17 protein-coding genes are annotated in these 20340 nt (G+C 70.7%); 5 read left to right on the top strand and 12 right to left on the bottom strand.

Annotated elements, in window-relative coordinates; translation table 11 throughout:
- Window positions 1-222: 222 nt before the first annotated feature.
- From G5B46_RS24005 to G5B46_RS23995, 3 genes are all read right to left on the bottom strand, one after another.
- Window positions 223-648: a DUF6491 family protein gene (locus G5B46_RS24005; RefSeq protein WP_165263195.1), complete on the bottom strand. Its 426-nt coding sequence runs from the start codon at window positions 646-648 to the stop codon at window positions 223-225.
- 87 nt (window positions 649-735) lie between these two features.
- Window positions 736-3894, bottom strand: a complete 3159-nt coding sequence (locus G5B46_RS24000) for a GAF domain-containing hybrid sensor histidine kinase/response regulator (RefSeq protein ID WP_165263193.1) — start codon at window positions 3892-3894, stop codon at window positions 736-738.
- A 178-nt stretch (window positions 3895-4072) separates the two neighbouring features.
- Window positions 4073-4480 (bottom strand): helix-turn-helix transcriptional regulator, encoded by a 408-nt coding sequence (locus G5B46_RS23995; protein WP_058350643.1) that lies wholly within the window; start codon window positions 4478-4480, stop codon window positions 4073-4075.
- 209 nt (window positions 4481-4689) lie between these two features.
- On the opposite strand from G5B46_RS23995, the gene G5B46_RS23990 reads away from it, so the two are divergent.
- Window positions 4690-5703: an FAD-dependent oxidoreductase gene (locus G5B46_RS23990; protein ID WP_165263191.1), complete on the top strand. Its 1014-nt coding sequence runs from the start codon at window positions 4690-4692 to the stop codon at window positions 5701-5703.
- A gap of 33 nt (window positions 5704-5736) precedes the next feature.
- Window positions 5737-6900, top strand: a complete 1164-nt coding sequence (locus G5B46_RS23985) for an acyl-CoA dehydrogenase family protein (RefSeq protein WP_165263189.1) — start codon at window positions 5737-5739, stop codon at window positions 6898-6900.
- A gap of 49 nt (window positions 6901-6949) precedes the next feature.
- On the opposite strand, the gene G5B46_RS23980 is transcribed toward G5B46_RS23985, so the two are convergent.
- The 3 genes from G5B46_RS23980 to G5B46_RS23970 all read right to left on the bottom strand — a co-directional run bounded on the left by G5B46_RS23980 (window position 6950) and on the right by G5B46_RS23970 (window position 9356).
- Window positions 6950-7681: an energy transducer TonB gene (locus G5B46_RS23980; RefSeq protein WP_165263187.1), complete on the bottom strand. Its 732-nt coding sequence runs from the start codon at window positions 7679-7681 to the stop codon at window positions 6950-6952.
- A gap of 95 nt (window positions 7682-7776) precedes the next feature.
- Window positions 7777-8532 carry a polysaccharide deacetylase gene (locus G5B46_RS23975; RefSeq protein ID WP_165263185.1) on the bottom strand — a complete coding sequence of 252 codons (756 nt, stop codon included), beginning with the start codon at window positions 8530-8532 and terminating at the stop codon, window positions 7777-7779.
- Window positions 8532-9356 carry a glycosyltransferase family 2 protein gene (locus G5B46_RS23970; protein ID WP_165263183.1) on the bottom strand — a complete coding sequence of 275 codons (825 nt, stop codon included), beginning with the start codon at window positions 9354-9356 and terminating at the stop codon, window positions 8532-8534. Before G5B46_RS23970 ends, G5B46_RS23975 begins: the two co-directional genes overlap by 1 nt.
- 197 nt (window positions 9357-9553) lie before the next feature.
- On the opposite strand from G5B46_RS23970, the gene G5B46_RS23965 reads away from it, so the two are divergent.
- Window positions 9554-10429, top strand: coding sequence for a transglycosylase SLT domain-containing protein (locus tag G5B46_RS23965; protein WP_165263181.1), 876 nt, complete (start codon window positions 9554-9556; stop codon window positions 10427-10429).
- On the opposite strand, the gene G5B46_RS23960 is transcribed toward G5B46_RS23965, so the two are convergent.
- Window positions 10426-11592, bottom strand: coding sequence for a CaiB/BaiF CoA-transferase family protein (locus G5B46_RS23960; RefSeq protein ID WP_165263179.1), 1167 nt, complete (start codon window positions 11590-11592; stop codon window positions 10426-10428). The two genes, G5B46_RS23965 and G5B46_RS23960, sit on opposite strands and share 4 nt — an antisense overlap.
- A 66-nt stretch (window positions 11593-11658) precedes the next feature.
- Window positions 11659-13443, bottom strand: coding sequence for an ATP-binding protein (locus G5B46_RS23955; protein WP_346764978.1), 1785 nt, complete (start codon window positions 13441-13443; stop codon window positions 11659-11661).
- A gap of 185 nt (window positions 13444-13628) precedes the next feature.
- Here G5B46_RS23955 and spbR point away from each other — a divergent pair, with 185 nt between their 5' ends.
- Window positions 13629-14762 (top strand): pole-localized protein SpbR, encoded by a 1134-nt coding sequence (gene spbR, locus G5B46_RS23950; RefSeq protein ID WP_165263175.1) that lies wholly within the window; start codon window positions 13629-13631, stop codon window positions 14760-14762.
- A 273-nt stretch (window positions 14763-15035) separates the two neighbouring features.
- On the opposite strand, the gene G5B46_RS23945 is transcribed toward spbR, so the two are convergent.
- Genes G5B46_RS23945 through G5B46_RS23930 form a run of 4 tightly spaced genes read right to left on the bottom strand, consistent with a single transcriptional unit; the run spans window position 15036 to window position 18542 of the window.
- A complete protein-coding gene (locus G5B46_RS23945) occupies window positions 15036-15680 on the bottom strand; it encodes an ABC-type transport auxiliary lipoprotein family protein (RefSeq protein WP_346764977.1) in 645 nt (214 codons plus the stop codon).
- Window positions 15677-16615: an MlaD family protein gene (locus G5B46_RS23940; protein WP_165263173.1), complete on the bottom strand. Its 939-nt coding sequence runs from the start codon at window positions 16613-16615 to the stop codon at window positions 15677-15679. Before G5B46_RS23940 ends, G5B46_RS23945 begins: the two co-directional genes overlap by 4 nt.
- A complete protein-coding gene (locus tag G5B46_RS23935; protein ID WP_165263171.1) occupies window positions 16615-17430 on the bottom strand; it encodes an ABC transporter ATP-binding protein in 816 nt (271 codons plus the stop codon). The genes G5B46_RS23940 and G5B46_RS23935 overlap by 1 nt, the downstream gene beginning before the upstream one ends.
- Window positions 17427-18542 (bottom strand): ABC transporter permease, encoded by a 1116-nt coding sequence (locus tag G5B46_RS23930; RefSeq protein ID WP_165263169.1) that lies wholly within the window; start codon window positions 18540-18542, stop codon window positions 17427-17429. Before G5B46_RS23930 ends, G5B46_RS23935 begins: the two co-directional genes overlap by 4 nt.
- Before the next feature lie 221 nt (window positions 18543-18763).
- Here G5B46_RS23930 and G5B46_RS23925 point away from each other — a divergent pair, with 221 nt between their 5' ends.
- Window positions 18764-20287: a glucan biosynthesis protein G gene (locus G5B46_RS23925; RefSeq protein ID WP_165263167.1), complete on the top strand. Its 1524-nt coding sequence runs from the start codon at window positions 18764-18766 to the stop codon at window positions 20285-20287.
- The last annotated feature ends 53 nt before the right edge of the window (window positions 20288-20340 follow it).

Here is a 20340-nt window from a genome sequence, read left to right as displayed (position 1 = left end):
GCCGATCAGCGCCCCCGCCACGATGGCGACCAGCACCTGCACGTAGAGGTGCGTGTACCACGGCCCCTGGCGGGGCGGCGCGCCGGCGGCGGCGTTCGTCTGCGGGATCATCGGACGGCTCCTGGCCGTCGTCGTCGCCCCCGACGGCGCTACGGCCAGGCTCTAGATGTCGCCGCCCCGCGATCCGGGGCAAGCGTTTTCAGGCGCCGCCGAGGCGGGGCCTCAGGACTTGGGCTTCTTGGCCTTCACGCTCGGCCAGGCCGCCGCGTACTCCTCGGGGGTCAGCTTGCGGATCGCCTGCACCCGGTAGTCGCGCGAGGAGCCGGTGACCTCGGGCACGATCACGGTCGCGTCGAAGGGCGAGCACACCCACGAGCCGCCGCGCGACTTGATTCCGATGCGGGTGGAGACGTCCAGGTCGAAGGCCGAGTTGAACAGCGTCAGCTGGTAGGCTTCCTTGCGGCCGACATCGACATTGAGCGTGCGTTCGTCGACGACCTGATAGCCGCGCACCTGGTCGGCGAAGAAGCAGCTTTCCCGGGAGGCGGGCTTGGCCTTCTCGGCCGGCGCCGGGGCGGCGGCCAGGGCGGGAACGGCGAGGCCCGCGGCCAGGCCGAGGGTGCAGAGGAGCAAGACGGAGCGGCGCATGTCGAAGGCCTCCTGATCGGACCGGCCTCCACTATAGCGCGACGGGCTCTTGGCTGTATTTCGGTTTGTAGGCCGATTGCGGCGAAATCAGGCGGCCTGGCGCGACAGGTCCTCGATCCAGGCGTCCAGATCGGCCACCGCGCGGCGCACGCCCTGGCGCAGGCGTTCGAGGGGCTCGTCGAGGGGCGCGCCGGCGATGCAGGCGTTCTCCAGTTCGGCCGCGTCGCGCGACAGGCGCATGAAGCCGAGGATGCCGGCCGAGCCGGCCAGGCGGTGGGCGTCCTCGCGCAGGGCCTGCGGGGCCTCGTCCTGGAAGCGTTCGACCAGCTGGTCGCGCAGCATGCCGGCCAGCCGGGCGACGCGGACCGCCCCCATGGCCGAGGCCAGGGCGTCGCGGGCGGCGGCTTCGTCGTCGGCCTCGTCGACCGGCGCGGCGACGGCGGCGGCCTTGGCCAGGTGCAGGGCCAGGGCCTGGTCGAGGTCGCGTTCGCTCAGCGGCTTGAGCAGATGGCCCACCATGCCGGCGTCGAGGCAGGCGGCGATCTGCTGGGGGGCGCCGCTGGCGGTCAGGGCCACGATGGGCGAGGCGGTCAGGCCGCGCCGGCGGATCTCGCGGGTGGCGGTCAGGCCGTCGATCACCGGCATGTGCACGTCCATCAGCACCAGGTCGAAGGCCGCGCGCTCCAGCGCCTTGACCGCCTGGGCGCCGTCATCGGCCGTCTCGACCACGCAGCCGCGGCGGCCCAGCAGTTCGCTGAACAGTTCGCGGTTCAGCTCGACGTCGTCGACCAGCAGGATCCGGCGACCGGGGAAGGCGGCGCGGCCGGCGGCCTCGGCCGGGGCGACGACGGCGGGGGCCTGGGCCAGGGGCAGCTCGATCTCGAAGGCGAAGGTCGAGCCTTCGCCCAGCTCGCTCTCCACCCAGATCCGCCCGTCCATCAGCTCGACGAGCTCGCGCGAGATCGCCAGGCCCAGCCCGGTGCCGCCGAAGGTGCGGGTGATCGAGCTGTCGGTCTGGGAGAAGCGCTTGAACAGGCGGTCCAGCTTGTCGGGCGCGATGCCTACGCCCTGGTCGATGACGCTGATGCGCAGGGCCGCGCGATCGCCGGCGGCGCCGAGGACCTCGACCTGGGTGGTCACCGAGCCGTGGCGGGTGAACTTCACGGCGTTGGACAGCAGGTTCAGCAGGATCTGGCGCAGGCGATGGCGGTCGCCGACGTACCAGCCGTCGAGGTCGCCGACCATGCGCAGGTCGACCTGGTGCTCGTCGGCCTGCGGCTCGACCATGGCCGTGGTCTCGACCAGCATCTCCTTGAGGGCGAAGGGCGCGCTTTCCAGGGTGACGGCGCGGGCCTCCAGCTTGGAGAAGTCGAGGATGTCGTTGATCAGGGCGTTGAGGGCCTCGCCGGCGCCGCGCACCCGCTCGGCCCGCCGCCGGTCCTCGGTCGCCAGGTTCGGGCTTTCGGCCAGCAGCCGCGAGAAGCCGATCACCCCGTTCAGCGGCGTGCGTAGCTCGTGGCTCATATTGGCCAGGAACTCGGCCTTGGCGTGATTGGCTTCCTCGGCGGCGTCGCGGGCGGTGGCCAGCTGGGTGGCCATGGCGGCCAGTTCCAGGGTCTGGCGCTCCAGCGCCTCCTGGGCCTCGACGCGGGCGGTCTGGTCCTGGACCTGGGCGATGAAGTGCTTGGGCGAGCCGTCGGGCGCGCGGACCAGCGACACCGAAAGGTGCACCCAGACGATGCGGCCTTCCTTGTGGATGTAGCGCTTGTCCATGCCGTAGCTGGCGATCTCGCCGTCGAGCAGCTTGCCCAGCAGGGCCAGGTCCTTGTCGAGGTCGGCGGGGTAGGTGATCGTCTGGAAGTCGGTCGCCAGCATCTCGGCCTCGTCGTAGCCGACGATGTCGCAGAAGGCGGCGTTGATCTTGTTGAAGGCGCCGTCGAGCGTGACCAGGGCCATGCCGACCGAGGCGTGGTGGAAGGCGGTCTCGAACTCCTCCATCTGCGCCTTGCGGGCGCTGATGTCGTGCATCAGGGCCGTGAACTGCCAGCCCTCGGCGCTGCGGGCGGCGCTGATCGCCAGCTCGACGGGAAAGGTCTCGCCGTCTCGGCGCTGGGCCGTGATCTCGATGCGCTGGTCGAGCACCGCGCCGCGACCGGTGGCCAGGAAGCGGACCAGGCCCTCGTCATGGGCCGTGCGCAGTTCGGCCGGGACGATCAGGTCGGACAGCCGGCGGCCCTGGGCCTCGGCCGCCGTCCAGCCGAAGGTGCGCTCGGCGAAGCGGTTCCAGTCGGTGACGACGCCTGCCTGGTCCATCGTGACGATCGCCTGGTAGGCGTCGGCGATCACCCGCCGCGCGCGGGCTTCGCTGGCCTCCAGCTTGCGGCGCAGGGCGCGCTCGTCGGTGATGTCGCGCAGGACGCCGAAGACGGCGATCACCCGGCCGTCCTCGTCCAGCTCGCAGGTGGCGCGCGAATGGCCCTGGCGGACCGCGCCGTCGGCCCGCAGCAGGCGCAGTTCGTGCTCGAGCACCGCGCGCTCGACGACCACCTGGCGGGCCCTGGCCTCGGCCGCCGCCCGATCGTCGGGGTGGTACATCTCCAGCCAGTTATCGAAGGTGGGTGTGAAGGTCGCCGGATCGCGTCCGTAGATCCGATAGACCTCGTCCGACCAGGTGATGGTGTGGTTGACGAGATCGCAGCGCCAGTGGCCGACGCCGGAGATGGCCTCGGTCATGGCCAGCATGCGGCGCTGTTCGACCATGTGCCGTTCGGCGCGGCCCTTTTCCATGCGGGCGACCACGGCGTCGGCCAGCATGCGCAGGCGGTCGAGGTCTTCCTCGGAGGGGCGGGGGCGCGGCGCGCTGTCGATGACGCACAGCGTGCCGAGGTTATGGCCGTTGCGATCGCTGAGCACGGCGCCGGCGTAGAAGCGGATGTCCGGCGCGCCGGTGACCAGGGGATTGCCGGAAAAGCGCGGGTCGGCCGTGGCGTCCTCGACGACCATGACCGAATGGGGCTCCTGGCGCAGGGCGTGGGCGCAGAAGGCCATCTCGCGCGGGGTGGATTCCGCCTCCAGGCCGTAGCGCGACTTGAACCACTGCCGGTGCTCGTCGACCAGCGAGATCAGGGCGATGGGCGCATTGAACAGTTCGGCGGCGAAGCCGGTCAGCCGATCGAAGGCCGGCTCGGGAGCCGTATCCAGGATGCGGTAGGAGGCCAGGGCCGCCAGACGATCGTTTTCGAGCATGTTCAGGGCGCCGCTATCTTAGGTCGACACGGTGACCCGGGGCGGCTTCACATCTACTGAACGCCGGTATCGGTGCGCTGCGGCCTATTGAAGCAGCAGTGGCGAGCCCAAACGAAAACGCGCCTCTCCAGGGGATGAGGCGCGTGATCGGAAGATCGAAAGAGAGTGGAGGAGGGGCTTAGGCCGGCTCGTCGTCGACCATCGCCTTGACCAGGTCGACCACGCGGCGGCGCAGGCGACGGTCGTTCAGGCGGGGGAACAGGTCGGCCAGTTCCAGGCCTTCCGGCGTGGCGACGAACTGGGTCATGCGCTGGGCGACGCCGTCGTCCTCGCCGTTGTCGGTCTCTTCCAGGCCGTCGAAGAAGTAGGACACCGGCGACTGCAGCAGGCGGGCGGCGTCGTAGAGCTTGCTGGCGCTGATGCGGTTGGCGCCGCGCTCGTACTTCTGGATCTGCTGGAAGGTGATGCCCAGGGCGTCGGCGAGCTGAGTCTGGCTCAAGCCGAGCACCTTGCGCCGAATCCGCATGCGGGCGCCGACATAGATATCGACGGGATGGGCGACTTCGGCGGTGGGCTTCTGGGTCATGGTGTTCTCGTCCTCGGCTCCGGTCGGACCGTAGCGGTGCACGTGGCGCGGTTGTTTACGGTGAAGAATAGACCGCTGATCGTATTCCGTCACCTCGCCTCGACGTCGCATGTCGCTAACACGACACAAATGCCGCACCCTTGCGTCGGTCCGCCGACAGAAAAGCATTCGGACTTGACCTTTCGGCCGCCGGGCGGTGTCTGCCGACCATGATTTTGCAGTCAGGCGCGCGCGTCGCGGTCGCCGGAGCCGGCGCTTTCGGCTCGGCGGCGGCGCTGATTCTCTCCCGACTCGGGTTCGTGGTGACGGTGTTCGACCCCGCGCCGCCCGGCGAGAACGCCTCGGGCGTGGCGGCCGGCATGCTGGCGCCGGCGGCCGAGGCGGTGTTCGACAAGATTTCGCGCGGCCACCTGCCGGTGTTGCGGCGCGCGCGCGAGCGCTGGGCGCCCTTCGCGGCGGACCTGGGCATCACGCTCGATCGCGGCGGAGTGGCGATCGAGGGCGAGGCCGGTTTCCTGGACGAGGTCGAGGCGGCGCTAGTCGAGGCCGGCGCGGGCTTCACGCGCACCCAGGCGGGCCTGTTCAGCGACGAGGACTGGCGGCTGGACGCCCGCCAGGCGCTGGCGACCCTGCGCGAGGCGGCGATCAAGGCCGGCGCCATGTTCGACGGTCGCGGCGCGGCCGCCTTCTCCGACGGACGCGTCACGCTTGAGGATGGCGAGGTCCAGCCCTTCGACGCCCTGGTGGTCGCCACGGGCGGCGGCGGACGGGATCTGGCGCCGGAGCTTGCCGCGCTGACGCCGATCAAGGGCCAGATCCTGCGCCTGGAGACCCCCATGGCCGGCGGCCCGGTGCTGCGCGGCAAGGGTGTCTACATCGCGCCGGGGCCGCGGCCGGCGGTCGGGGCGACGATGGAGGCCGGGCGCGATGACCGCGATCCGGACCCGGCCGTGGTCGAGCCGCTGCGCATCGCCGCCGAGCGCCTGCGCCCCGAACTGGCCGGTGCGGCGGCGGTGATCGAGGTCGGCGTTCGGGCCTCGACGTCGGACGGCCTGCCGCTGGTGGGCGAGAGCCGTGCGCCGGGGGTGATCCTGGCGGCCGGGGCCCGTCGCAACGGCTGGCTGCTCGCTCCGCTTGTGGCCGACATGGTCGCGGCGTATCTGACGGGCGCCGATCCCGGAGAGGACGCGGCCGCCTTCGATCCGCAGCGTTTCGAGGGCTAGATAAAGAACGACGAAGCGCAGGGAAGGGACGACATGGCCGGTTTCTGGCTGACCGACGAGCAGGAAGCGATCCGTGAAGGCGTGGCCAAGGTGTGCGCCGCCTTCGACGACGAGTACTGGCGGCGGACCGACGAGACCGGAAACTTCCCCGAAGAGTTCGTCGCCGCCATAGCCGAAGGCGGCTGGCTGGGCGTGGCCATGCCCGAAAGCGTGGGCGGGGCGGGCCTTGGCCTGACCGAGGCCGCGGTGATGATGCAGACCGTGGCCCAGTCGGGCGCGGGCTTCTCGGGCGCTTCGGCCATCCACCTCAACATCTTCGGCCCGATGCCGCTGGTGAAGTTCGGGACCGACGAGCAGCGCGAACGCCTGCTGCCGCGGATCATCTCGGGCGAGGACAAGATGTGCTTCGCCGTCACCGAGCCCAATTCAGGCCTGGACACCTCCAGCCTGGAGACTCGGGCCGAGAAGGTCGACGGCGGCTATCGCCTGAACGGCCGCAAGATCTGGACGACCGGCGCCCAGCGCGCCAACAAGATCCTGATCATCGCCCGCACCACGCCCAAGGATCAGTGCGCCAAGCCGACCGGCGGGCTGTCGCTGTTCTACACCGACCGCGAGCAGATCGAGGCCAAGCCGATCCCGAAGATGGGCCGCAAGGCCGTCGAATGTAACATGCTCTTCATCGAGGACCTGTTCGTGCCCCAGGAGGACCTGGTGGGCGAGGAAGGCAAGGGCTTCCAGTACCTGCTGCACGGGCTCAATCCCGAGCGGGTGCTGTTTGCGGCAGAGGCCATCGGCCTTGGCCGGGCGGCGCTGGCGAAGGCCTCGACCTACGCCAAGGAGCGCGTGGTGTTCGGCCGTCCGATCGGCCAGAACCAGGGCGTGGCCCATCCGCTGGCCAAGTCGTGGGCGGAGCTGGAGGCGGCCAACCTGATGGCCTTCAAGGCCGCGGCGCTCTACGACGCGGGCAAGGACTGCGGGGCCGAGGCCAACGCCGCCAAGTACCTGGGCGCGGAGGCCGGCTTCACCGCCTGCGAGGCCTCGGTGCTGGCGCATGGCGGCATGGGCTACGCCAAGGAATACGACGTCGAGCGCTACTTCCGCGAGGCGATGATCGCCCGTATCGCGCCGGTCAGCCGCGAGATGATCCTCAACTTCATCGCCGAGCGCGTGCTGGGCTTGCCCAAGAGCTACTGAAGAAACCCGGACGGACGACCAGATACGCGGTCGTCCGTCCGACGCCCCCTCAGTCAGCGGCGTTGAAGCGGATGGGGATCCTCACCTGCGCGCCGTCGACCGCCTGGCCGTTCTCCAGTTGCGGCTTCATCTTGAAGAACCGCGACAGTTTCAGAGCCGCATCGCCGAAGCCTTCGATGGCCGGGCTTTCGGAGACCACGGTGCAGTTCTGCACGGTGCCCTTGGCCGTGACCGCGCAGTTCAGCGTCGCCCCGCCCGAGACCCCGCGCCGCTGGGCGCTTTCGGGGTAGTAGCGCGACATGTCGTCGGCGCTGGGCATCTTCAGCCACGTCGCCCGGGTGATGATCCGGGGCGCAGGAGCGGTCGACGGCGGCGCGGGCGGCGCCGGGGGATCGGCCGTGAAGGTCGGCGGCGCGGCGATGGTCGGCGGGCCCGGGTCCTTGGGGATCGGCACGGGCAGCGGATCGGGCGTCGGGAACGGCGTCGGCAGCGGCGGATGGACCGGGATGGGGTTGGAGGCCCTGGGCGGCGTCGGCGCCGGGGTCTCCGGCGGCGGAGGCGGCGGCGGCTTCGGCATCATCGGTTCCAGCACGAAGCCGGGATCGGGAACGATCTCGGGCGGCAGGGTCACGTACTTCTGCACCGCGATGTAGGCGAACAGGGCCACGTGCGCCGCGCCGGAAACCGCCAGGGCGATGACCAGGCCCTTGGACAGCTTGCGCTTTTCGTCGCGGTCCAGGCCGGCGATGCGCGGGTTGAAATCGGCGGGGTGGGCGATCATGGCGACCTCCGTGAAGCGGCGTCGATCGGTGTCGACGTCTTCACGCTGTCATGGAAAATGACGCCCGTAAACAGATAAAATGACGATCGTAAAATCTACTGTGTCCGACCCGTCTCCAGCAGCAGGTCGCCCAGGTCGCTCCAGGCCAGGACGGGATGGCGGCGGACCGTCCGCATCAGGCCGGCGAGCCATTTCCACGCCGCCTCGTCGTGGTCGAGGTGGTGGGTCAGCAGGCCGATCGGCGCATCCCAGGCGCCGGTCTTGCGACGGCGCGCCAGCTGGCGGCGCAATTGCGAGGCCAGGCGGCCTGCGCCCCGGAAGCGCGGGGCGGGGTTCCAGCGCAGCAGGTCGAGGTGGGTGTCGACGCGCGGCGGATCGGCTTGCGGCGCGACTTCGGCCCAGGCGCTCCAGCCGATATAGCGTTCGGCGGACAGGGCGTCGGTCAGGCGGGGGTGGACGGCGTTCCAGGGCGGCGTGAACAGCTTCAGCGCGCCGGGCAGGGGCGCAAGGCGGGTCCAGCCGTCCCGCAGGGCGGCGGCGATCTCGTCGGCGGTGCGTTCGGGCGGAAACTCGAAGGCGCCGCCGCCGCCGCTGCGGTCCACGTGGTCGGCGCCGTGCTGGACCACCCGAACGCCGCGCACCGTGGCCAGGCGTTCGGCAAGATCGGCCCGATCGCCGTCGGGAATGACCGCCAGGGTCAGGGGCGCGTCGAAGGCCAGCGCGTGGGCGAGCAGCCGCTCCAGCGCCGGGCCGGGCGCGCGGGCGTCGTCGTCGCGCCACCAAAGGCGGGCGCGGCGGCCGGCCGCGCGCCAGCGGGCCAGTTCGCGCGACAGCAGCAGGGTCTGGAGCATCAGGCCAGCGGCGAGGTCGAGGCCACGGCTTCGGCGCAGACCGCCGTCGGGTCCTGGGCCATGGAGGCCGTGCCCCGCACTTCCAACTGCATGCGCAGCACCGACAGCAGCGGATAGATCGCCGCCATCAGCGCGATCAGGAAGCCCCAGCCGCCTTCACGCCAGCCCTGGCGCGAGACGTAGCACTTGTAGAAGCGCCGCACGCCGCGGAAGGCGTTGCGGCCCAGGCCCGGCCATTCGCCGGTCTCGGCCAGATCCTTGGCGCGCAGCTCGGTGTAGCGGTCGAGGCGGCGCAGCATGTCGGAGATGTTGTCGTCGACCTCGTGGCGGATCGGCGTGCGCAGCGACGGGCCGGCCTCGCCGGCGAACTTCACCGACGGATGGACGCGCTGGGTTCCCCAGCTCTTGGCGCCGCGGCGGAACAGGCGGGCCACCGAGGTGGTGCCGAACGAGCCGCCCCAGCCGTACTTCACCAGGCGCGCGCCGACGTAGTTGTCGACCGGGATCTGGCGCCAGTCGCCTTGGTCGGACGCCACGGCGGCGCGGACCTCGGCGGCGAGCTCGGGGCTGACATATTCGTCGGCGTCGATCTCGAGGATCCAGTCGCCGGTGGCGGCGGCCGCGCCGGCGGCCCGGCGGGGGCCTTCCAGCGGAAACGCGCCTTCGACCAGCACCGCGCCGTACTGCCTGGCGATCATCGCCGAGCCGTCGGTGCAGCGGTCGAGCACGACCACCAGTTCATCGGCGAAGGACAGGCGGGCCAGGCATTCGGCCAGGCGGACTTCCTCGTTGTGTACGCAGATCAAGGCCGTGAGTTTGGCCATCGTTTCCCCCGAAAGTTGGCGCGCGGTAACATTGTTGCGTTATCGAAACAATGTTTCTCGCACAAATCGGGCAAGCTTCAGCGTGGCAGTTTGTCGCGGAGCGCCGGAAGGGCGGGGCGACTTGTCGCGGGGCCGTCCGGCGAACGTGGAAACGTGGTTAAGTCGGCGTTAACCACGCTGGTTCAGACATTCGGACCATGGCCGTCCAATCCATCCGCAACGTCGTCGAGTCGGCGATCCAGCGCGCGTCGAACGCGACTGGTGTCGACTTCACGTTCCTGATGGGCACCGCCAAGCGCGAGAGCGGCTACAATCCAGCGGCCAAGGCGCGCACCTCCTCGGCCTCGGGCCTGTTCCAGTTCGTCGACCAGACCTGGCTGGCCACGCTGAAGAAGCACGGCGCCAAGTACGGCTACGCTCGCTACGCCGACCTGATCCAGCAGGGCTCGGACGGCAAGTACCGGGTGGCCGGCGACGAGGCTCGCAAGGCCGTGCTGGGCCTGAAGCTCGATCCGCACGCCGCGTCGCTGATGGCCGGCGAACTGGCGTCGGATCACGCCTCCTATCTGCGCGGCCGGGTGGGGCGCAGCCCGACCTCGGGGGAGCTCTACGCCGCCCACTTCCTGGGTCCGCAGGGTTCGGCCCGGCTGATCGAGGCGGCCAATCGCAACCCGGGCGCCAGCGCCGCTTCGATGTTTCCGGAAGCCGCCGCCGCCAACCGCTCGATCTTCTATCGCGAAGGCCGCGCCGCCACCGTCGGCGAGGTCTATGCGAACCTGACCAAGAGCGCCGGCGCAAGCGGCGGTGCGCCGACCGTCCGCGAGCGCGAGCCGCAGAGCGACGAAGGCTTCCTGCAGTACGCCTCGGGCCGACGGCTGGACCGCATCGACCAGCAGAAGGCCGTGGTCGACCTCGTCCTGCGCGGGTCGCAGGGCTACGGCGGCGCTTTCAGCGGCGCGCGCTCGGACGACGGCGGCGGCGTCAGCCGCGTGGCCAACAGCCTGTTCTCGGCCGAGATGCTGCGCATGCTTTCGGACGCCAACGCCGGTTCGGCCGGCGGCAAGGCCCGTTAGGCCCGCAGGGCCTCAATCTCCTCATCCGAATAGCCGAGCTCGGCCAGGACGGCGGCCGTGTCCGCGCCCAGCGATGGGGCGGGCGCACGCGGACGCTCGTCGATGCCGGGAAAGCGGGCCGGCGCGGCGGGCGAGCGGCGGCCGTCCAGCGTTTCGACGAAGCAGCCGGCCGCCTGGGCCTGGGGGTCCTCGACCAAGTCGCGCGGCGTCTGCCAGGGCGCCCAGGTGATGTCGCCCGCGTCGAGGGCGGCCGCGGCGGTCTCGTAGTCCATGGCGCCGAAGGCCTCGTCGAGGATGTCGACCAGGGCGGCGGTGTTCTCGCGCCGGGCCCGGGCGCCGGAGAAGCGCGGATCGTCAACCAGTTCGGGCCGGCCGACGGCGGCGGCGATCCTGGGCCAGTCGGTCGCGCCCTGGCGGGCCAGCAGGCAGATCCAGCGGCCGTCGCGCGTCTGGAAGAAGTTGGCCAGCGGCTGGACCGCCTCGCGGCGCGGACGGGTCGAGGCCAGCTTGCCGAAGTGCAGCTGGATGGCGAGGTCCGAGCCGATGGCGTAGGCGCCGGTGCGCAGCAGCGAGGTCTCGACCAGGCGTCCGACGCCCGTCCGATGGCGCTCGTGCACGGCCGCCAGGATCGCCGAGACCGTGGCCAGCGAGGTGATGTGGTCGCCCATGCCGGTGCGGATCGGGAAGGGCTCGGCGCCCTTGGGCGCGGTCAGGGCCCCGACCCCGGCGCGCGACCAGAAGGCGGCGACGTCCATGCCCGGCTTGTCGGCGTCCGGGCCGGTCAGGCCGTAGCCGGTGAGGCTGCAGTAGATCAGGGCGGGGAAGGCCGCGCGCAGGGTCTCGTGGTCGAGGCCGGCGCGGCGCAGGGCGGCCGGCCTGACGTTGGTGAGGAAGATGTCGGCGGTGGCGATGAGACGCTTGAGCGCTTCGGCGCCGCCGGGCGTGCGGATGTCGAGCACGATCCCGCGCTTGCCGCGGTTGTCGAGCTCGAAGATCGGGTTGGCGGCCTGGTCGGCGCCGATGGTCTCGAAGAAGCGGCGCATCGGATCGCCGTCCGGCGCCTCGACCTTGACCACGTCGGCGCCCCAGTCAGCCAGGATGCCGGCCGCGCCCGGGGCGGCGATGTAGGTGGCCAGTTCGACGACCTTGAGGTCCCGCAGCATTCGCTTCCTCCGCTTTTCTTGTCGTTGGAGACGAGATTAGCGGTCAAACGAGCGTTGGGAAGTCCGTCAGGCCACGCCGCGCGCGGCTTCAGCCCGAGGCTGGCGGGTGAGGGCGGCCGCGTCGGCCACGGCCCGGGCGACGCCCGCGACGCTGACGGGCTTGCGCAGCACGGTGTCGGCGCCGGCCTCGGTGCACTCGCGGGCCTCGTCGGCGTCGCCGCCGATGACGGCGATGATCGGCATCTGGCCGCCGGCGCCGGGCAGGGCGCGCAGTTCGGCGGCGGTCTGCGGGCCGTCCAGCACCGGCATGCGGCCGTCGAGCATGACGAGGTCGAACTCGCAGACCTTGGCCAGGTCGACGGCGCGACGGCCGTTCTGGGCGTGCACGACCTGGTGGCCGAGCTGCTCGAGGATGGCGCGCAGCATGGCCGCGTTGAGGGCGTCGTCTTCGGCGATCAGCACGCGCAGGCTGCGCTGGACGTCGGGAGCCGGATCGGCGGCGGCCAGGGTCTCCTCGACCGGCTCCTGCGGGCAGGGGCAGGCGGCGTCGTAGGGCAGCAGAAGGGTGAAGCAGCTGCCCACGCCCAGGGCGCTGCTGGTCTCCAGCGAGCCGCCCATCAGCCGGGCCAGCTGGCGCGACAGTGACAGGCCAAGGCCCGCGCCGTTGACGCCGGCGCCGGTGCGCTCGACGCGGCGGAAGGGCTCGAACGCCTGCTCCAGTTCCTCGGCCGACAGGCCTGGACCGGTGTCGGCGACCTCGATGGCGATGCGGTCGTCGCCGCGCGGTTCGATCCGCACCTCGACCCGGCCGCGGATGGTGTACTTCACGGCGTTGCCGACCAGGTTGGCGATGATCTGGCGGGTGCGCATGGGATCGGCCATGGCCGCGCCCAGCGCCCGGTTCTCCAGCGACGCATCGACGTGGACGGCCAGTTCCAGGCCCTTGGCCAGGGCGTGCGGCCGCTCCAGCAGGGCCAGGTCGCGGACCAGGCGCACGGGCTCGAAGGCCTGGGTCTCGACCGCCAGGCGGCCGGCCTCGGCGGTCTCGGCGTCGAGGGTGGCGTTGAGCACCGAGATCAGGTCCTGGGCCGCGTCGAGGGCGGCGTTCAGCTGCTCGCGCGAGGGCGCGGCCCGCCCGCCCTTGCCGGCGGCGGCGGCCAGCACGTGGGTGACGCCGGTCAGGCCGTTGCGGATCTCGTGGCTGAGGGTGGCGACGATGTCGGACTTGGAGCGGGCGGTGCGCTCGGCGGCCTCCAGCACGCGCATCCGTTCCTCGATCAGCGCCTCGTGGGCCACGGCCAGCGCATGCTGGCGGCGCAGCATGCGGTTGAAGATCATGGCCATGGCCAGCGCCAGGGCCAGGCCGCCGGCGGCCATCAGGCCGGCCTGGCGGCTCTCGGGGCGGCTGAACAGCGCCCACAGCGGGCCGATCGCGGCCACGGGCGCGACCACCACTAGGCTCTGCAGCACCGGCGAGGCGAAGAAGATGCAGACCATGCCGGCGGCGGCCGACAGCAGCAGCAGGGTCTCGCGGATCGGACCGGCGCCGTCGGCGAAGGCCGACATTTGGATCACGCCCAGCGCCCACAGCAGGCCGCCCGCGACCTGAAGCCGCATGCGCTTGATCAGGTCCTGGGCGTGCGGGGTCTTCAGCCAGTTGGTGATCCCGTAGAACACGCCCCAGTTGATGGCGAAGATCGCGAAGCTCAGCGACATCCACACCGCGTTCTGGGCGAACGAGCCCGCCCAGACGAAGAACGGCAGGCTTACGGCGAAGATGGCCAGGGCGTAGGGCAGCAGCGCCACCTGCACGCCGAGGGCGAGCGCAGCGTCGGCCCCGGGCCGTTTCACGTCATGGGTTCGGGGCGATGCGAACAAGAATCAAATCCTCGGGCGTTCAGGCGAGGACGCTAGGCGGTCACGGTTTGCGGCGGGTTACGCGGTATCGTTAATGCCGGGGTGTTTGCGGGCAAACAATCGTTAAGCCTAACGGCACATTGTTTGATTCGACCGTTCATTCGCAGAAGGCCAGGCCCATGGCCACGACCCGCGCCGCGCTGACCAACGACGATATCCGCATGCTCGTGAAGGGCGCGACGCCCGACGAGCGCGCCCTGGCCGCGCACCGGCTGTGCCGCAAGATCGACCGCGCCGAACTTTCCGAGGACGAGCGCCTGCAGGCCCAGGAAATCCTGCGGGTCATGGCCGCCGACGCCGCCGAGCTGGTGCGCCGCGCCCTGGCCGTGACCCTGAAGACCTCGCCGCTGCTGCCGCCGGACGTGGCCAACCGCCTGGCGCGCGACGTCGAGAGCGTGTCGCTGCCGGTGATCAGCTTCTCACCGGTGTTCACCGACCAGGACCTGGCCGAGATCATCCGCCTGGGCGGCCCGGTGCGGCAGATGGCCATCGCCCGCCGGCCCAAGCTGTCGAGCAAGGTCACCGGCCTGCTGGTCGAGCAGGCGCCGGAAGACGTCGTGGCCGCGGTGTGCGCCAACGACAACGCCCGTTTCTCGGACCTCGCCCTGCAGAAGGCGCTGGACCGCTTCGCCAAGTCCGAAAGCGTGCTTCAAGCCGTCGCCTACCGCGCGGTCCTGCCGCTGTCGGTGACCGAGCGCCTGATCGACATGGTCGGCGACCAACTGCGCGAGCACATCCTCGACAACCACGCCCTGTCGGCCGAGCGGGCGCTGGAGATCATCGTCGGCGCCAAGGAGCGCGCGACCATCGACCTGGTGGACCAGGCCGGCCGCACCGCCGATCCCAAGGCCTTTATCGCCCACCTGAACCGCGCGGGCCGGCTGACGCCGTCGCTGCTGCTGCGGGCGCTGGCCCATGGCCACATGACCTTCGTCGAATGGGGCCTGGCCGAACTGGCCGGGGTGCCGCATCACCGCACCTGGCTGATGGTGCACGACGCCGGCGCGCTGGGCCTGAAGGCGGTCTACGAGCGCGCGGGCCTGCCCTCGCGCCTCTACGCTGCTTTCCGCGCGGGCGTGGACGCCTATCACGGCATGGAATTCGACGGCCGCCCCGGCGAGCGCGAACGGTTTCAGGAGCACATGCTGCAACGGTTCCTGACCTCCTCCCAGGCGGTGTCGCGCGAAGAGAGCGACTACCTGCTGGACAAGCTGGACCGCCTGGCGGGCTTCAAGGCCCGCGCGGCGGGGTAGGGGATCCAGATGCTCCCCCTGAAGGGGGAGCTGTCGCGAAGCGACTGAGGGGGAAGTTGCTGGAAAGCCAGCAGCGCCCTCGACGTCCGCGGACACTTCCCCCTCCGGCCCTCCGGGCCACCTCCCCCTTCAGGGGGAGGATCTTTGGCGGCGAACCTCCCCCACGGGGGGAGGTTCCTCAAGCGCGGTCCTCGCCACGGGGGCGAGGGAGGCGTGTTTGGGTGGCTGGAGCGGGGGCTGACCTCATCTTCGTACTCCCCCCGGAGAAGCGACCTACTCCGTCGGCAGGCCCGCGCCGGCGGCGTTGATCCAGCCGACGAGGTCGCCGATGACCTTCGCATTGGCCTGGTCGAAGGCCGCGACGATGGGGCCGACGCGGTTGTCGGCGGCTTTCACCTTGGCTTCGAAGACCTGGTCGCCGACCAGGGCCCGGTCGCCGGTGCGGCTGATGACGCCGCGCACCTGGACGATGACCTCGGGCGGCGCCTTGGGGCCGTCGACATAGGCCGCCTCGAAGGTGCGGACCTCGAGGCGCAGGACCATCTGGGCCTTGGCCACCTCGCCGCGGCCGATCAGGCGGGCGCGGCCCGGATCGGCGTCGAAGGCCCGCGAGAGGGCTTCGTCGAACTGCACGCTGGCCGGGGCGATCCAGCGGGCGCCGGCGACATAGGCCGCCTCGCCGCCGGGGGCGGTGGTCAGGATGCGGTCGCCGGCCGAGGGGCGGGTGAAGACGGTCGGGGCCTTGAGCACCCCGAACATCGCGCCGGGCGGACCCTTGCTGGCCGCCGGGGCGGTGGTTCCGAAGCGGTACATGCCCGAGGGCTTGGCCTTGGGGAACACGCTGATGCAGGCCGACAGGCTGAGCGCCAGGCCGGCGACGGCCAGGCCCGAGGCGATTTTCTTCATCGACGCGCTCACGGCTTGATCTCCACTTCCTTGGCCGGGGCCTTGCCCACCAGGCCGCGCGGGTTCTGCTCCACCTCGCCGACCAGGCGGTCGAGGGACTCGGCGGCCGACTGCAGGGTGACGATCGCCGAGGACAGCTGCGGCAGGCCCGTCGAGGCGAAGTCGCTGGTCGGGCCCTCCAGGCGGCCGACCATGGTGCGCACGTCCTTGGCGGCCAGCTTGATCTCGTCGGCGGCCGCGCCGAGGTCCTTGATCGCCTTGCGGCCGTCGCCGTCGACCACGCCCTGCGTCGAGCGCGACAGGTTGGCGATCTCCTGGGCGGTGGCGTCGATGCTCTGCAGCGCCTTCTGGGCGTCGGCGATGATCTCCTTGCGCTCGCGCAGCTCGGCGGTGACCGACTGCACGTCCGACAGGCTGGCGCTGAAGGTCTTGATGTTGCGATCCGACAGCACGCGGTTGACGCGGTCCAGCGCCTCGATGGTGCGGCTGAGCACCGTGCCGCCGCCTTCCAGCAGGTCGGACAGGGCGCTGCGCTGGCTGCGGATGATCGGGACCTCGCCGTTCTTGACGGTGTCCTTCAGCAGCGGCTTGGTCGAGGTGCCGGCGGTCAGCTGGATGTAGTTGACGCCGGTGATGCCCTGCGGCTCCAGCGTGGCGTAGCTGTCGACGCGGATCGGCACGTCCGAGGTCAGGCGGGTGCGGGCGATGACGCGGTTGGGATCGCTCTTGTCGAGCTCGATCTTGGTGACCTCGCCGACCTTGATGCCGTTGAAGTGCACCTCGCCGCCTTCCGACAGGCCGCGCACCGCGCCGACGAACAGCACGTCGTAGAGGTCGTAGTCCTTGTTGAACTGCAGCTTGGCCAGCCAGACCACGAACACCACCAGACCCATGAACAGGATCAGGCAGGCCGCGCCGACGAGGGCGTAGTTGGCGTTTCTTTCCATCAGCGGCTCCTCGCCGTAGCGGCTTTCCCGGCCGCGCGTCCGCGCGGGCCCAGGAAGTATTCCTTGATCCAGGGGTGGTCGGAGTGTTCGAGCTCCTCGACCGGGGCCTGGGCGATCACCTTCTTGTCGGCCAGGACGGCGACGCGGTCGGTGATGGCGTAGAGGCTGTCCAGGTCGTGGGTGATCATGAACACCGTCAGGTCGAGGCTGTCGGACAGGTCCTTGATCAGCTCGTCGAAGGCCGAGGCGCCGATCGGGTCGAGGCCGGCGGTGGGCTCGTCGAGGAACAGCAGCTCGGGGTCCAGGGCCAGGGCGCGGGCCAGGCCGGCGCGCTTGCGCATGCCCCCCGACAGCTCGGCCGGCTTGAGGGCGCCGGCGCGGGGCGGCAGGCCCGTCAGCGCGATCTTCAGGTCGGCCAGCTCAAGCACCTCGCTCTTGGGCAGGCGGGTGTGCTCGAACAGGGGCGCGGCGACGTTCTCGCGCACGGTCAGGTTCGAGAACAGCGCCCCCTGCTGGAACAGCACGCCCCAGCGGCGCTCCAGCGCCGTCCACTTGCGGCGCGAGGCCTCCTGCATGTCCTCGCCGAACAGGCGGATGACGCCGCCGTCGGGGACCTTCAGGCCGATGATGCTGTTGAGCAGCACCGACTTGCCGGTGCCCGAGCCGCCGACCACGCCCAGCACCTCGCCGCGCTCGACGGTGAGGTCGAGGTCGTCGTGCACGACGTTGTCGCCGAAGCGCGAGACCAGGCCGTCGACCTGGATCGGCGGGGCGGCCTCGACAGGGGCCGGCGAGGGGGCGGCGGCCGTCTTCATACGTTCAGCTCCATGTAGAGCAGGGCGAAGACCGCATCGATCAGGATGATGGCGAAGATGGCGTGGACGACGGCGGCGGTGACGCGGCGGCCCAGCGACTCGACGTCGTTGCCGACCTCCATGCCCTGGCGGCAGCCGATGGCGGCGATGACCATGGCCATCACCGGGGCCTTGGACATGCCGATCCAGAAGTGGGTGGCGCCCACATAGTCGGTCATCCGCTGCAGGAAGAAGCTGGGCGACAGGTCCAGCACCACCCAGACCACGACGATGCCGCCGGCCAGGCCGGCGAGCGTGGCCACGAAGGTCAGCAGCGGGATGGTGATCAGGAGGGCCGCGAAGCGCGGCAAGACTAGCGCCTCGTAGGGGTCGACGCCGATGACCTGCATGGCGTCGATTTCCTGGTTCATCTTCATCGAGCCGATCTCGGCCGCGAAGCTGGAGGCCGAGCGGCCGGCCAGCAGGATGGCGGTGATCAGGATGTTGAACTCGCGCAGCACCGACACGCCGATCAGCTCGACGCTGAACACCTGGGCGCCGAAGTCGGTCAGGAGGTTGGCGCCCAGCAGGGCCACGACCGCGCCGATGAAGAAGGTGGTGGTGGCCACGATCGGCATGGCGTCCAGGCCCGCGCGCTCGGACAGGGCCACGATCGGAGCCCAGCGGATCTTGCGCGGATTGACGGCGCAGCGGGCCAGGGCGGTCAGCAGGTGGCCCAGGAAGATCAGCGTGCCGTAGCCGTCGCGCAGCAGGTCGAACAGGCCCCGGCCGATGCGGTCGAGCAGGGCGACGACGCCGTGCAGGCGGTTGTCGGGCGGGCATTCGGCCTGGGTGGCCTCGCCGACCAGCTCCAGCAGGCGCAGGGTCTGGGGGCGGGCCTTGATATTTCCGGCCGACAGGCGACCGTCGGCGGCGCGGATGATGGCGTAGGCGCCGGCCGTATCGCAGCGGTTCATGCCGGTGAGGTCGAGGTCGAACGCCTCCGAGCCCTTCATGGCCTCGGCGAGTCGCAGGCCGGCGTCGGCCATGCCGCGCGCCGTCCAGTCCCCGGAAAGCACGACGGACTTGCCGCCGTCCTTGTCGTCCAGGGTGAATTCCGCCGGCACGCCCATCTACTGCGCTTACCCCTCGTTACAACGCACGCCCAGCCTAGCAGGGACTGTGTCGCCGGCTCAAACGCTTCAAGGCGCAGCTTGTTGCGTCACGATCATGGCCGAACACGGACGACTCGGCTTGCAGCTTTATGCGGCGCCGCCGCAAAGACGCCGTCAACTGGCGATAATCTAACGCTCGGTTTGTAGCGTCGCACGGGCGCGCGGCATAGAAGGGCCGCATGGAATTTGCTTCTGTCAGCCGGCGCGGCGCGCTCGGCACGCTGTCTCTCGGAGCGCTGGTGGCCATGCTTCCGCGTCTTGCTGCGGCGCAACCCGCATCGGTGGAAGGCGAGGCGTTCTCGCCGGAAATCCTGCGCGATCTGGCGCAAGGCCTGGCCAGGAAACCCTACCGCGCGCCGGCCACGGGCGGCGACAAGGGCCTGGCGGGGCTGTCCTACGACGAATATTTCCGAATCCGGTTCCGCGGCGAGCACGCCCTGTGGGCCGATCGGCCGGCGCCGTTCCGGGCCGAGTTCTTCCCGCCGGCCTATCTCTATCCGCGCGTCTTCCCGATCTACGAGGTCGAGGGCGGCGTGGCGCGACCGGTGCCGTTCGATCCGGAGATGTTCGACGTGCCGGGCGAGCACGCCGGGGCGGCCAAGGCCATCGGCGGCTTTTCGGGCCTGCGCCTGCTGTGGCCGCTGAACCGCGCCGACAAGTTGGACGAGATCGCCGTGTTCCAGGGCGCGAGCTATTTCCGCAGCCTGGGCCGCGACCAGTTCTACGGCCTGTCCTCGCGCGGGCTGGCGATCGGCGCGGGCGAGCCGAACGAGGAGTTCCCGGTCTTCGAGCGCTTCTGGCTGGAGCGCCCGGCCGACGGGGCCGAGACGGTGACGGTGCACGCGCTGATGGACAGCCCCAGCTGCACGGGCGCCTACAGCTTCACGATCCGGCCGGGCCAGAGCGTGACCTTCGACGTCACGGCCACGATCTTCCCGCGCGTGAAGATGACCAAGATGGGCGTGGCCGCGCAGAGCAGCATGTTCCTGTTCAACGTCTCGGACGGTCCGCGCGGCGACGACTTCCGCACCGCCGTGCACGACAGCGACGGCCTGGCCATGCTGACCGGGACCGGCGAGCAGATCTGGCGGCCGCTGACCAACCCGACGGCCCACCGCCTGTCGTATTTCCAGGACGAGAACCCGCGGGGCTTTGGTCTGGTGCAGCGGGCCCGGCGTCTGGAGGACTACGGCGACCTGGAAGCCCGCTACGACCTGCGGCCCAGCCTGTGGGTCGAGCCCCTGGGCGACTGGGGCAAGGGCGCTGTGGTGCTGGCCGAACTGGCCACCCGCAAGGAGAGCGACGACAACATCGCCGTCTTCTGGCGGCCGGACGCGCCCTGGGAGGCCGGCTCGCGCATGGACCTGTCCTACCGCCTGCACTGGGGCGGCGAGCGCCTGGGCGACGGCGAGGCGAGGGTGGTGCGCACCCGCACCGGGGCCGATGCGCAGGACGGCCTTAGGATGTTCACCATCGACCTGTCCGGTCCGATGCTGGCCGACGGGCTGGACGGCGTTAAGCTCGACATCGAGGCCAAGGGCGGCGAGACCACCTGGAGCAACATCACGCCCTATCCGCGGGCGGCCACCGCCCGAGCGGCGTTCGGCCTCAAGCCCACGGGCAAGCAGGCCGAGCTCAGCCTGCGCCTGACCCGAGACGGCAAGCCGATCTCGGAGACCTGGCGCTATCTCTGGACGGCGTGACGGGACGTCGCAGGACGGCCGCTTATACGGCTTTTGCGTAAGAACCCGCCCGG

This window comes from Caulobacter sp. 602-2 (genome assembly GCF_011043625.1).
GTDB lineage: Bacteria > Pseudomonadota > Alphaproteobacteria > Caulobacterales > Caulobacteraceae > Caulobacter.
The sequence above is the reverse complement of the archived record's forward strand: the minus strand, read 5'-3'. Positions and strand labels throughout refer to the sequence as shown.